Source organism: Oceanimonas doudoroffii (genome assembly GCF_002242685.1).
Taxonomy (GTDB): domain Bacteria; phylum Pseudomonadota; class Gammaproteobacteria; order Enterobacterales; family Aeromonadaceae; genus Oceanimonas; species Oceanimonas doudoroffii.
This window is the reverse complement of the sequence record NZ_NBIM01000001.1, coordinates 1,582,712-1,595,636: the sequence shown is the minus strand read 5'-3', so window position 1 is coordinate 1,595,636 and position 12,925 is coordinate 1,582,712. Positions and strand designations below refer to the sequence as shown.

Here is a 12,925-nt window from a genome sequence, read left to right as displayed (position 1 = left end):
AAGTTGTGATGTTCGATTTAAAAGGTTATGAAGGTGCCCTGCTTGAGGGCGCCTGGGTCACCCTGCAGGTGGCCTTGTTGTCACTGCTGCTGGCGGTGACCCTGGGATTGCTGGGGGCGCTGGCCAAGCTGTCGTCGGTGCGCCCGGCACGCTGGCTGGCCACCCTTTACACCACGGTGATTCGCGGTATTCCCGATCTGGTGCTGATGATGCTGATCTTCTTTGGCGGCCAGGTATTGCTCAACAACTCCCTTTATTCTCTTAACGAAAGCCTGAATGCCTGGCTGGGCGGGGGCGACCCCAACCATGAGTGGACCAGCTATGTGCCCGATTACATGGAGATCAGCCCCTTTGTGGCCGGCATAGTGACCATCGGCTTTATCTTTGGTGCCTATATGGCAGAGACCTTTCGCGGTGCCATTCTGGCGGTAGACAAGGGCGAGCTGGAAGCGGCCCGGGCCTATGGCATGCGTCCCTGGCTGGTGTTTCGCCGAGTGTTGTTCCCGCAGATGATGCGCCATGCCCTGCCGGGCCTGGGCAACAACTGGCTGGTGCTGCTCAAGACCACGGCGCTGGTGTCGATCATTGGCCTCGACGACATGGTGCGCAAGGCCTCACTGGCGGCGGGGGCGACCCAGCTGCCCTTTACCTTTTACATGGCGGTGGCACTGATCTTTTTGCTGTTCACCACCCTGTCCACCTCCATGCTGCGCTGGGCCGAGCGCCACTACGCCATTCCGGGAAGGTAAGCCATGGACTTTTCAATCATTCTTAATGAGTGGCCGGTGTACTGGCAGGGCCTGTATACCACCATCTGGCTGGTGGCGCTGGCACTGGTGCTGGGGCTGGTGATCGCCGTGCCCATGGGCATTATGCGCAACAGCAGCAACTGGCTGCTGAGGGGGCCGTCCTGGGCCTATATCTACTTCTTTCGCGGCACGCCGCTGCTGGTCCAGCTGTTTCTTATCTACTACGGTGCCGGCCAGTGGCAGTGGCTGAAGGAGTCGGCGGCCTGGGAGTGGTTCAGCCAGGCCTGGTTCTGCGCCGTGCTGGCCTTTACTTTGAACACCAGTGCCTATACCGCCGAGATCATTCGTGGCGCCATCAATGCCATGCCCAGGGGCGAAATAGAGGCAGCCTATGCCTTTGGCATGAGCCGGCTGACCACGATGCGGCGCATTATACTGCCCAATTCGTTTCGTCGTGCGCTGCCCGCTTACAGCAATGAGGTGATTTTCATGCTGCACGGCTCGGCGGTGGCGGGGGTGATCACCATAGTGGATCTGACCGGGGCGGCCCGTATCGTCAACTCCCGTTACTACTCGCCCTTTGAGGCGTTTCTGGCGGCGGGTCTGCTGTATATGTGCCTGACCTTTCTGCTGGTCTGGGGCTTTCGCCGGCTGGAACACCGCTGGTTCCGGCACCTGCGGCCGCGCCAGGTGTAACTGACTGCGGGGATTGGGGAATAGGGAGCAGGGAATGGTGTGTGGGGACGAGGAACGAGTCCCAACATTTATGCCGGTGGCATGGATGTTGGGATTCGCTGCGCTCATCGCCAACCTACGGCTATTTTTGTCGTTCCAGAATCGCCTGGTGGTCGGGAACAGGCGACTCGGGCGAAGCAGACACCCTGTGGCTTCCTTGTTTACTATCGAGTCGCCAGACAGTATTCAACCGGCAGCTCTGGAGTTTCTCGAAGCAGCGGCAGGGATTGCCGTAGCCGACCGTCAAATCTCAGGGATGACATTTGCCGAGCATCCCACGGATGGGCTTGAAGCGTGTCGGCGGAGTGCAACTCTGCTGCTGCTTCGCACTTCGGGTGCAACCAGGCGAGCTTAATCCCTGAAGCTGGCCCAGATGGGGGCGTGATCCGAGGGTTTCTCGATGCCGCGCAGTTCATAGTCGATGCCGGTGTCGGCCAGTCGTTCCAGCAGCGGCTGAGTAGCCAGGATCAGGTCGATGCGCAGCCCTCGGTTGTCGTCAAAGCCCTTGCTGCGGTAGTCGAACCAGGAATAGGTGTCGGCGTTGTCCGGGTTCTGCCGGCGCCAGGTGTCATGCAAGCCCCAGCCCAGCAATCGCTCCATCCATTCCCGCTCCTCCGGCAGAAACGAGCATTTGCCATCTCGTAGCCAGCGCTTGCGGTTGGGTTCGCCGATGCCGATGTCCAGGTCGGTATGGGAAATATTCATGTCCCCGATCACCACCAGCGCCTCGTCGGGCTGGTGATATTCGTTCAGGTAGTGTTGCAGATCCTGATAGAAACGTTCCTTAGCCGGAAACTTGGTTTCATGCTTGCGATTTTCCCCCTGGGGAAAATAACCGTTGAGCACGGTAACCGGGCTGCCGTTCGGGCGAGTAAAGCGGCCGATGATCATGCGCCGCTGGGCGTCTCCCTCGTCGGTGGGAAAGCCTTTCTGAATGGCCGCCGCCGGCTCCCGGCTGAGCAGGGCCACGCCGTAATGGCCCTTTTGTCCATGAAAGTAAACGTGGTAGCCCATGGCCTGCACCGCCTCCAGCGGAAAGGCCTCGTCGTGCACCTTGATTTCCTGCAGGCCGATAATATCGGGGTTGTGTTTGTCGATAAGCGCCTGCAACTGGTGCAGGCGAGCACGCAGGCCGTTGATATTGAAGGAAATGACTTTCATAGCGCGATGAGGTTGAAAAATTTGGCCCCATGCTAGCAGAAAGTGGCCTACTCGGCAGCCGGCTCGTCCCGGTAGATCATGCGCCGGCTCATGCCGCCGTCCACAATAAATTCCTGACCGGTAACAAAGCCGCTCTCGCCGGATAGCAGAAAGCGGGCCATGGCCGCTACGTCCTCGGCCGCGCCTACCCGGCCGGCCGGGTGCTGGGCGTGATCCTCCGGTCCCGGTGCCGGGGTATCACCCGGTTGCAGGGCGGACACATCAATCCAGCCCGGGCTGATGATATTGACCCGTACCCGCGGCCCCAAGCTCACCGCCAGGGCGTGGGTCAGTGCCACCAGCCCGCCCTTGGAAGCGGCGTAGGCTTCGCTGTCGGCCTCGGACTGGTGCGCCCGGGTCGAGCCGATATTGACGATGGCGGCGCCGGGGGCGAGCAGGGGAGACAGGTGTTTGCACAGCAGCATGGGGCCGGTAAGATTGACCGCCAGCACCCGTTGCCAGTGGCTGAGCGACAGGCGTTCGATGGGTTCGTTAATCGGGTGGCTGATGGCGGCGTTATTGATGATGCCGCCCAGCCGGCCACATTGGCGCTCCACCAGGCGAGCCAGGCTCTGCACCGAGGGTTCGTCGGTGACATCCAGACGCACCAGCTGCAGGCCGGGCATATTGGCCTCGTCCAGACGGGCCAGGGCCTCCTTGTCGATATCCAGTCCCAGTACCTGGTAATCGTGCTGCAGAAAATAACGGGTCATGCCCAGTCCCAGGCCCCGGGCCGCCCCGGTAATCACGATAGTGCCACTGCTCATGCCGTTTCTCTCCGTTACCGCGCACTTTCATAAGCGTAGCGGGATTTTTGTGCACCGCCGCCGGTCTGCTGCCCTTGCCACACTTTGTCACAACTTTGCCGAACACAGACATAGTCTGGTGCCGTCAAACAGGTACACTGAAGGCAGTCCGTATTTGGAACCAAGTGCATGAAAAAACATCATTATTCCATGGTGGCGGCATGTTGTCTGCTGCTCTTTTCCGCCGTTACCCCGGCTCGGCAGGGGCCCGTGGTCAGTGCGGTGACGGTGACCGAACAGCAACTGCCGGCCACCTTGCAGTTGGTGGGTACCCTCAAGGCCAATCAGCGGGTGGCTATCGCCCCTCAGGTCAGCGCCCGAGTCACCGAGGTACACTTTGTGCCCGGCCAGCAGGTGGAAAAAGGACAGCTACTGCTGAGCCTGGATGACAGGGCGGCCCTGGCCGCCGTCAGCGAGGCCCGGGCCGGCCTCAGTGACGCCCGCCGTATTTTGACCAACTTTCAGGCCCTGTTTCGGCGCAAGGCGGTGACCCAGACCGAGCTGGAAGGCCAGCAGGCCGCCGTGGCCATGGCCGAAGCCAAGCTGCAGGCGGCTCAGGCCCAGGCCGATTACCTCCGCCTGAAGGCGCCCTTTGCCGGCATCATGGGACTGACCGATGTGGCGCCGGGATCCTTGCTGGCGGCCAACGAACAGGTGGCCGAGCTGTATGATCTGGAGCGGCTCAAACTGGATCTGGCGGTACCGGAAAAATACTTTTTGAAACTGAAAACCGGTGATTTGCTGCAGGCCACCACCGAGGCCCACGGCGAGCGTCGCTTCGACGGCCGGCTGACGGTGGTGGCGCCGGCGGTCGACACCGAGACCCTGACCGCCCGAGTGCGGCTGGAGTTTGACAACAGTGACGGCGCCCTGGTGCCGGGCATGCTGATGCGGGTGCAACTGACCCTGGATGATGGCACCGGCCTGGCGGTGCCCGCCAGCAGCCTGCTATACGCCGGCAGCCAGCGCTATGTGTTTGTGGTGAGTGAAGACGGCAAGGTCAGCCAGCGTGATATCTCGGTAGGGCGCAACCTGGGCGACTGGATCCAGGTGAATGCCGGCCTGGCGGATGGCGAGCGGGTGGTGAGCGAGGGCGTGGTCAAGCTGCGCGACGGCATGCAGGTGGAGGTGGCCGATGCGGCTTTCTGATCTGGCCATTGCCCGGCCGGTGCTGGCCACCGTTATCAGCCTGATGCTGTGTGTGTTTGGCCTGATTGCCTTTCTGGAATTGCCGCTGCGGGAAATGCCCGACACCACCTCGCCCATCGTCACGGTGCGCACCGATTACACCGGGGCCAGCGCCAGCGTGATGGAAAGTCAGGTGACCAAGCGGCTGGAAGACGAATTGTCGGGCATCAGCGGGGTCAAGTTTATCAGCTCCAGCACCAGCGACGGTGAGTCCCGCATTACCGTGGAGTTCGACCCCGAGCGGGATCTGGACAATGCCGCCAGCGACGTGCGCGAAGCGGTGTCCCGGGCCTCGCGCCAGCTGCCCGATGACGCCGATGCTCCCGTGGTGACCAAGGACACCGGTCGCAATGACGTGATCCTGTGGGTGACCCTGAGATCCACCGGCATGTCGGCGCTGGAGCTTGGCGACTACGCCGAGAACGTGCTCGCCGACCGCTTCAGCCTGCTCGACGGAGTGAGTTCGGTATGGGTGGGGGGCCGTAAGGAGCGGGTCATGAACGTGCGCCTGAACTGGGCCGCCATGGCCGCCCGCGGTGTGACCGTGGCCGACATTGCCGCTGCCCTGCGGGCCGAGAACGTGGAGCTGCCGGCGGGCACCCTGGAAAACGATCAGCAGAATTTCGCCGCCCGTATTGCCCGGGGATACAACAGCGCCGCCGACTTTGCCAGCCTGGCCATTCGCCGGGTGGGCAGCGAGACCATTTACCTGCGGGACCTGGCCGAGATCTGGGAAGGAGAAAAGCCCGAAGACACCCTGTTCCGCTCCAATGGCCAGGGGGTGGTGGGCCTCGGCATCGTCAAGCAGACTCAGGCCAACACCCTGGAGGTGATTGAAGGCGTCAAGCGAGCGGTGCTGGCCCAGCAGCCGTTTCTGCCCGACAACACCGAGCTGACCTGGACCTACGACAGCTCGGTGTTTATTGAAAGCGCCATCAGCGAGGTGTATCAGACCCTGATGATCACCATGGCACTGGTGGTGCTGGTGATCTACATCTTTCTGGGCCAGGTGCGTGCCACCCTGATCCCGGCGGTGACGGTGCCGGTGTCACTGGTGAGCGCCTTTATTGTGGCACTGGTGCTGGGCTTTTCGGTCAACCTCATTACCCTGATGGCGCTGATCATGGCCATTGGCCTGGTGGTGGATGACGCCATCGTCGTGCTGGAAAACATTCATCATCATCTGGAGCAGGGCCGCCGGCCGCTGGCGGCGGCCTGGCAGGGCACGCGGGAAGTGGGCTTTGCGGTTATCGCCACCACCCTGACCCTGATCTCGGTGTTTCTTCCCATCGTATTTATGGGCGGCACCATAGGTCGCATTTTCACCGAGTTTGCGGTGTTGCTGGCGGCGGCGGTGGGTTTTTCTTCCCTGGTCGCCCTGACCCTGAGCCCGGTCATGGGCGCCCGGCTGTTGCGCCGGGAAACCGAGCCGGGTTGGCTGGCGCGCCATTTCAATGCGCTCTTTGCCCGCCTGGAAAGCGGCTATCGCCGGCTGCTGGAGCGGGAGCTCAGCCATGGCTGGTGGGCGCCGGCGATCATGGCCGGCGCCCTCGGCATTATCGTGCTGCTGTTTCAGGGCATTCCCCAGAGCCTGACCCCGCAAGAAGACAGGGGCGTGGTGTTTGTCATGGTCAAGGGCGCCGAGGGCGCCAGCTTTGAACGCATGAGCCGGGCCATGGGGGAAGTGGAAGCGCGGCTGATGCCGCTGCGTGAGGAAGGCATTATCAGCAGCCTGACGGTGCGTAGCCCCGGCTTTGGCGGCGGCGTCAACAGCGGCATCATGTTCGCCAGCCTGTCGTCCTGGGACGAGCGTGACTTGCCGGCGGCGGCGGTGGCCGGGCGCATTCGCGCCCTGACCCGGGAAGTAACCGACGTGCTGGTGATTCCCATTCTGCCATCGTCCATTCGCAGCGGCTCCAGCACGCCGGTGGAGTTCGTGCTCGGCGGTGCCGACTACGAGCAACTGCTGGACTGGGCCGAGCAGCTCAGGGCCCTGGCTCGCAACAACCCGGGGCTGGAGGATCTGGAGCTGGATTTCGACCGTTCCAAGCCCGAGCTGCTGGTGCAGGTGGATCAACGCCGGGCAGCCAGGCTGGGTATTTCGGTGACCGAGGTGGCCGACAGCCTCAACGTCATGCTGGGAGGCCAGGCGGTCACCACCTATTCCCGTCAGGGGGAGGAATATGACGTCTACCTCAAGGGACGCGAAGCCGACTTCAGCCGGCTGGACTCCCTGGCCTCGCTCTATCTACGGGCCGACAGCGGCGAGCTGGTCTCTCTCGACAACCTGGTCAGCCTGCAGGAGCAGGGGGCACCAGGTTCGCTCAATCATTACAACCGCAAAAAGGCCATTACCCTGAGTGCCAACCTGGTAGGCAGCTACAGCCTGGGCGAGGCGCTGGATTACCTTGACGGCCTGGTGCGAGACAACCTGCCCGATGCCGCCACCGTCGACTACAAGGGTGAGTCGCTGGAATACCGCACCAACCAGGGCGACGTGGCCTTTGTATTCGGGCTGGCGCTGGTGGTGGTGTTTTTGATCCTGGCGGCCCAGTTCGAGAGCTTTGTGCACCCCTTTATCGTGTTGCTGACGGTGCCGCTGGGGCTGCTTGGGGGCCTGCTGGCGCTTTACCTGAGCGGCATGAGCCTGAATGCCTACAGCCAGATTGCCATGGTGATGCTGATAGGCCTGGTCACCAAGAACGGCATTCTGATTGTGGAGTTCGCCAACCAGCTGAGGGATAAGGGGCTGGAGTTTGACAAGGCCCTGACCGAGGCGGCGGTGCGCCGGTTAAGGCCCATACTGATGACCGCCTTTACCACGGTCGCCGGGGCCGTGCCGCTGATCCTGGCCAGCGGCGCCGGGGCCGAAAGCCGGCAGGCGGTGGGCCTGGTGGTGTTTGGCGGCGTGGCCCTGGCTACCCTGCTGACGCTGTTTATTGTGCCGGCCATGTACCGCACGCTGGCCCGCCACACCACCTCGCCGGAGCATCAGCAGCGACGGCTGGAAGCCGAACTGAACGAGTCTGACTGAGCCATCGCCAGTCGGCCGAGCGACCGGGTGGCGCCACCACCCGGTAACCGTGCCGGTGGGGCCGATAGTAATTGCCGCCCTGGTAATAGAAGGGCTGACCGTTGAAATACAGGCTGATGTAACCGCCGGGCAGCTCGCGGATCAGGCTGCCCAGGGGCAGCACAATCGTTACCCCGGGCCGAGACGGTACACGGTAATGATGTGGTGCCGAGTAGTGGTAGCGTTCAATCACCCGCACTCGCTGCCGAGGGCGGTCGTGCTTGTGCTTGCGGTAATGGCGGTAGGCCTTGTGGCGACGTTCCGTCCGATAGTGCCGGCGGTGTTCACGATAGTGCCCGTAAGGCTGGTAATGAGGCTGCAACCGGTGATCGTGGCGGCGGTGGTCCCGATCGGCCTGAGCCGAAGGTGACACCACCAGCACCGCCAGCAGGGGCAGCAACCGGACGGCGAAGTGAACCAGTGAATATGTCATGACATATCTCCCGTACTGCTCGGCCACGGCAGGCTGCCGTGGCACCCGGAGATACTTCAAGTATGGTTCATTATCGAGGCATAAAAAAGCCGGTGCAATGCACCGGCTTTTTAAGGATGGTGGAGGGAGCTGGATTCGAACCAGCGAAGGCTGAGCCGTCAGATTTACAGTCTGATCCCTTTGGCCACTCGGGAACCCCTCCACGAGTAAACTTGCAAATTGTGTGGTCCAGCGCCGCAGCGGTGAACTGAATAGGTGGTGGAGGGAGCTGGATTCGAACCAGCGAAGGCTGAGCCGTCAGATTTACAGTCTGATCCCTTTGGCCACTCGGGAACCCCTCCACATCAGTGGGGCGCATACTACCAAAACGAACGGCGATGTGAACCCCTGAAAGGCAATTAATTTACTAAAATTCGGGGCTTTCCGGCCGATAAGGGTTTAAATGCCTAACTTTTAAACTTTTCGCACTTTTTATGGCCGCACCCATTCACGCCAATTTGCTGATCAACGACAGCCAGCTGGGAGACAGCCTGAATCAGGCGGTCCACCAGGGCCGGCGTGAGGATTTTGGCTTGTTGCTGGCCATGCTGTCGGAAGACGCACGGGATCTACCGCGCATTGACCAGCCGGCCGCCGGGCTGAGTGAGCCGGACTGGCGGGCCCATTTTGCCCTGCCCGAGCCTACTCCGCCCCTGTTTGCCGAGGCGGTGGATGAGGCGCGGGCCACCGGGCTGAGCCGGCTGGCGGGTGAGTTGCAACAGGACAGCCTACGGCTGCTGCTGGCAATGCGCGGGGAGCCGCTCAAGCCGGCCCGCAGCGAATTGCCGGCGGAGGTGACCGCCAACCTGCATCCGCGTACCCTGGCGCGCATGCAAGGGCAGCTGACCGCCCACCTGCCCGAGCAACCCGAGCGCCTGCTCGAGGTACTGGAGTCGGTGCACGCCACCGCCTGATTTGTTTGAGGTAAAAGGTCAGATGTAACACGTGAGACGTAAAAAAGGTAAAACGTAAGACGTCTGACGTACACGTCTCCCGTCTCACGTTTTTCCATTGGCCTGCCGGCAGCCTTCAATGGCCGGTGCCAGCAGCTCAAGGGCGTTGTACTCACAGGGTGGCAGGGCGGCGTCGCTCGTGGCCAGGGGAGTGACCCGTTCCCCCCAGCGGATCACGCCGGCACCCCAGGTCAGGCCGGCGCCAAAGGCGGCGGTCAGCAGCAGGGCACCGGGAACAATGCGGCCCTGTTCCAGCGCCTCGCACAGGGCGATGGGCACGGTGGCCGCCGAGGTATTGCCATAGTCGGCAATGTTGATCATGACCTTCTCCGGCGGTACCGCCATTTTTTTGGCCAGGGTTTCAATAATGCGCACATTGGCCTGGTGGGGCAGCAACAAGTCGATGTCCGACGGGCTCACTCCGGCCTGATCGAGTACGGTCGCGGCGGCTTCGCCCATGCCGCGTACCGCCCGTTTGAATATTTCCTGACCTTCAAAGTTCACTTCAAACAGGCCATCCACATGGGCAAAACGGGTGCGGCTGGTGCCGGAGTCGGGCACCGCCAGGATGTCCCTGGCCTCGGCATCACAGCCGAGTTTGTCGGCCAGCAGGCCGGCGGGGCCGTTACCGGCTTCCAGCACCACGGCGCCGGCGCCGTCACCAAAGAGTACGGCGGTGTCGCGGCGGGTCCAGTCCAGGTAGTGGGTCAGGCGCTCGGCGCCGATCACCAGTACCCGCCGCAGGCTGCCGGTCCGTATCAGTGCCGAGCCCACGCTCAGGCCATAGAGAAAGCCGGTGCAGGCGGCGTTGAGGTCAAACACCGCGGCGCTGGTAATGCCGAGGTTGCGCTGCACCGCCGAGGCGGCGCTCGGCACCAGGCTGTCGGGGCTGGCGGTAGCGAGGATAATGCCGTCTATCTGGCTGGCTTCCAGGCCGGCGGCGGCCAGGGCGTGGCGGGCGGCCACGGTGGCGAGCGTCGAGGTGTTCACATGGGAAATGCGCCGGGCACGAATGCCGGTGCGGCTTTGAATCCAGTCGTCGGAGGTATCGAGAAAGGTGCTGAGATCGTCATTGCTGAGCACGGCCGGCGGCAGACACTTGCCCCAGCCGGTGATGGTGGCATAACTCATGGCATTCCCGCTGTGATGTGTGTTACTTGAACGATTATGCCCCGGCGCGGGGCGCCTGTCATGCCGCTGACCGGGTCAGAGTCGACCTTCCCGTTCCAGCCGGCTGCGCACCCAGTGACGATAGAGCCAGGACAGGGTCGGGCGAATGACCGGCAAACCGATGAACAGGGCCAGAGGCCGCAGTCGGGGCACGCGTTTCATCAGTAATATGTAGGCATCCAGCTCCGAAAAAATCTCGCCCTCGGCGGTCTGCACATGCAGTTCCTGCAGCGCCTGCTGCGGACTGATCCCCAGGCTCAGCAACACGTCTTCCCTGTCGGTGATGTCGAACCAGCAAATTTCCTTGCCCTGCTCCCCGGCCCAACGCTCATATCGGACCCTGTCCCGTATGCAGCTTTCACAGGAACCGTCGTAAAACACCACCAGCCGGTGGCGCGGTTTCTTTTCTTCCATCGGCGGCCCTCCCTGGCCGGCATGGTCCTGATTCAGTCAGGCCCTGTTGTTGAGCATAGCCCACTCAGCCTGAATACCGTTGCTTGAGGTGGCGCTCAAAGGGGGCCGCGCTCAGGGCCTGACCACTGGCCTGGGTCATCAGAGCCTCTGTGGATAGCAGGCTGGCATGACGCCATACCTTTTGCTCCAGCCAGCCAAACACCGCCGGCAGATCCTCGCCGATCAGCCGCTCAAAAGTACCCAGTTGCTGCTGCATGGCCTCGGCCAGCTGGGCGGCGTAAATGGCGCCCAGGGTGTAGCTGGGGAAATAGCCAAAGCTGCCGTCGGTCCAGTGAATGTCCTGCAGGCAGCCGTTGGTGTAGTTGCCCTTGGTGCTGAGTCCAAGGTAGTGCTGCATTAGCTGATCCCAGCGCTCGGGCAGATCCCGGGCTTCCAGCCTGCCTTCGATCAGATCCCGCTCGATGTCGTAGCGCAGCATGACATGGGCGGGGTAGGTGACCTCGTCGGCGTCCACACGAATAAAACCCGGTTTTACCCGAGTATAGAGCCGGGCCAGGTTGTCGGCGGCAAAGGCCGGCTGCTCGCCGAAGTGCTGTGCCAGCAAGGGGGCCAGGCGAGCAAGAAAGGCCGGGTGGCGGCCCAGCTGCATTTCAAAGAACAGGCTCTGGGATTCATGCACACCCATGGATCTGGCCTGGCCCACCGGCAGCCGGCGCCACTGGGCGGGCAGGCCCTGCTCGTAACGGGCGTGGCCGGTTTCGTGAACGATACCCATCAGCGCCTGGGCCACATCGGCTTCGTCGTAACGGGTGGTCAGGCGCACATCCTCGCTGACACCCCCGCAAAAGGGGTGGGCACTGACGTCCAGCCGACCGTGGTGGAAGTCAAAGCCGAGCCAGCCCATGACCTCCAGCCCCAGGGCCTTTTGTTTGTCGGTGGCAAAGGGACCCTGCAGTGGCAGCACGGTCTCGAAGCGCTGCTTTTCCTGCACCTCGGCAATGAGCCCCGGTAGCCAGCCGCCCAGCTCACCAAAAAGCCCGTCCAGGGTCTGGCTGCGCATGCCCGGTTCGTACTGCTCCAGCAGGCTGTCGTAACGGGACAGCCCCAGGGCGTCGGCCCGGGCACTGGCGGCTTCCCGAGACAGCGACACCACCTCTTCAAACAGCGGCAGAAAGCCGGCCCAGTCGTTGGCCGGACGCAGGCTGCGCCAGGCGTGCTCGCAGCGGGAGCCGGCAAGGGAGCGGGCGCGTACCAGATCGGCGGGCAGCAGGGTGGCGTCGCGCCAGGCCCGGCGCATCTCGGCCAGGCTTTGTTGTTGTTCGGCATTCAACGCGTCGTGTTCGGCGGCGGTAAACCAGTCGCCCAGACGCGGATCCTGCAGTTGCTGGTGACACAACACCGCCAGGGTGCCAAGGGCCTCGGCCCTGGCCTCGTTGCCGCCGGCGGGCATCATGGTGGCCTGATCCCAGCCACAGATGGCGCCCAGGTGCTGCAGGTGATGCAGCTGTTCAAAGTGTTGCTCCAGTGCGGAATATGACATGGGAAATTCCTTGAAAAAGAGATCAGCCCTGACGGCTTTGCAGCCGCTCGCGGGTATGTTGTTTGGCCTGCTCGCCCTTGCGCAGCAGCACATAAAGGCAGCCACTGCCGCCGTGCTGGCGCTGGGCACTGTGGCAGGCCAGCACTTCCGGCAGTTGCGGCAGCCAGCCGGACACATAGCTCTTGAGCAGGGCCGGCGGCTGGCTGCGTTCGCCCTTGCCATGCACCACCTGCACGGCGCGAATGTCCCGGCGCAGGCAGCCCTGAATAAAGTTCAGCAGGGCATCCCGGGCCCGCTCCACGCTGTGATGATGCAGATCAAGCCGGGCTTCACAGGGGTATTTGCCCAGGCGCAGCTTTTTGAATACACCGTCCTGTACGCCGGGCTTCTTGTAGCTGACGATGTCATCGGGGCGCAGCAGTACCACCTGGTCGAGGGAAAGACCGGCTTCGGCCGCCTCGGCTTCGGTTTCGACGGCCCGGCGACGCTCGGCCAGGCTGGCAGAGTCCCGCCCGTTGCGGTGACCGGCGGGCAGGGTGTCCTGCTTGATGGGGGTAAGCCCGTCCAGCTCACCCAGAAAGGACGACCAGTCGGAATGGCTCATGGCACGGCTCCTTTGATTCGG

12 protein-coding genes and 2 tRNA genes are annotated in these 12,925 nt (G+C 62.8%); 5 read left to right on the top strand and 9 right to left on the bottom strand.

All coding sequences use genetic code 11. The features are described 5' to 3' along the window. The first annotated feature begins 8 nt into the window (after window positions 1–8). Window positions 9–749, top strand: coding sequence for an ABC transporter permease (locus B6S08_RS07420; RefSeq protein WP_094200083.1), 741 nt, complete (start codon window positions 9–11; stop codon window positions 747–749). Window positions 750–752: 3 nt separating this feature from the next. After that, window positions 753–1,445, top strand: coding sequence for an ABC transporter permease (locus B6S08_RS07415; protein WP_094200082.1), 693 nt, complete (start codon window positions 753–755; stop codon window positions 1,443–1,445). Window positions 1,446–1,835: 390 nt separating this feature from the next. Here B6S08_RS07415 and xthA read toward each other — a convergent pair whose 3' ends face one another. Then, window positions 1,836–2,645, bottom strand: coding sequence for an exodeoxyribonuclease III (gene xthA, locus B6S08_RS07405; RefSeq protein WP_094200080.1), 810 nt, complete (start codon window positions 2,643–2,645; stop codon window positions 1,836–1,838). Window positions 2,646–2,692: 47 nt separating this feature from the next. Further along, complete coding sequence (locus tag B6S08_RS07400) at window positions 2,693–3,451, bottom strand: SDR family oxidoreductase (protein WP_094200079.1); 759 nt, start codon at window positions 3,449–3,451, stop codon at window positions 2,693–2,695. Between the two features lie 168 nt (window positions 3,452–3,619). Here B6S08_RS07400 and B6S08_RS07395 point away from each other — a divergent pair, with 168 nt between their 5' ends. Both B6S08_RS07395 and B6S08_RS07390 read left to right on the top strand, forming a co-directional pair. Then, a complete protein-coding gene (locus tag B6S08_RS07395) occupies window positions 3,620–4,639 on the top strand; it encodes an efflux RND transporter periplasmic adaptor subunit (protein WP_094200078.1) in 1,020 nt (339 codons plus the stop codon). Continuing rightward, the gene (locus B6S08_RS07390; RefSeq protein ID WP_094200077.1) at window positions 4,626–7,712 is read left to right on the top strand and encodes an efflux RND transporter permease subunit; all 3,087 of its coding nucleotides are present in this window, start codon (window positions 4,626–4,628) and stop codon (window positions 7,710–7,712) included. The genes B6S08_RS07395 and B6S08_RS07390 overlap by 14 nt, the downstream gene beginning before the upstream one ends. Here the strand turns inward: B6S08_RS07390 and B6S08_RS18220 are convergent. The 3 genes from B6S08_RS18220 to B6S08_RS07375 form a co-directional block, all read right to left on the bottom strand. After that, on the bottom strand, window positions 7,615–8,184 hold the full coding sequence (locus tag B6S08_RS18220; RefSeq protein ID WP_141202181.1) for a DUF6515 family protein: 570 nt from the start codon (window positions 8,182–8,184) through the stop codon (window positions 7,615–7,617). The genes B6S08_RS07390 and B6S08_RS18220 overlap by 98 nt on opposite strands. 117 nt (window positions 8,185–8,301) lie before the next feature. Further along, a tRNA-Tyr gene (locus B6S08_RS07380) sits at window positions 8,302–8,386 on the bottom strand. 54 nt (window positions 8,387–8,440) lie between these two features. Continuing rightward, window positions 8,441–8,525 (bottom strand) — tRNA-Tyr (locus tag B6S08_RS07375). A 132-nt stretch (window positions 8,526–8,657) separates the two neighbouring features. Between B6S08_RS07375 and B6S08_RS07370 the strand changes: the two genes are divergently transcribed. Then, window positions 8,658–9,137 carry a VC2046/SO_2500 family protein gene (locus tag B6S08_RS07370; protein WP_094200075.1) on the top strand — a complete coding sequence of 160 codons (480 nt, stop codon included), beginning with the start codon at window positions 8,658–8,660 and terminating at the stop codon, window positions 9,135–9,137. A gap of 84 nt (window positions 9,138–9,221) precedes the next feature. On the opposite strand, the gene B6S08_RS07365 is transcribed toward B6S08_RS07370, so the two are convergent. The 4 genes from B6S08_RS07365 to smrA form a co-directional block, all read right to left on the bottom strand. Further along, window positions 9,222–10,307 (bottom strand): ketoacyl-ACP synthase III, encoded by a 1,086-nt coding sequence (locus tag B6S08_RS07365; protein WP_094200074.1) that lies wholly within the window; start codon window positions 10,305–10,307, stop codon window positions 9,222–9,224. 75 nt (window positions 10,308–10,382) lie between these two features. Next, window positions 10,383–10,760, bottom strand: a complete 378-nt coding sequence (locus B6S08_RS07360; protein ID WP_094200073.1) for a thiol-disulfide oxidoreductase DCC family protein — start codon at window positions 10,758–10,760, stop codon at window positions 10,383–10,385. 64 nt (window positions 10,761–10,824) lie between these two features. After that, complete coding sequence (locus tag B6S08_RS07355) at window positions 10,825–12,300, bottom strand: carboxypeptidase M32 (RefSeq protein WP_094200072.1); 1,476 nt, start codon at window positions 12,298–12,300, stop codon at window positions 10,825–10,827. Window positions 12,301–12,322: 22 nt separating this feature from the next. Then, window positions 12,323–12,904: a DNA endonuclease SmrA gene (gene smrA / locus B6S08_RS07350; protein ID WP_094200071.1), complete on the bottom strand. Its 582-nt coding sequence runs from the start codon at window positions 12,902–12,904 to the stop codon at window positions 12,323–12,325. Between the last annotated feature and the right edge of the window lie 21 nt (window positions 12,905–12,925).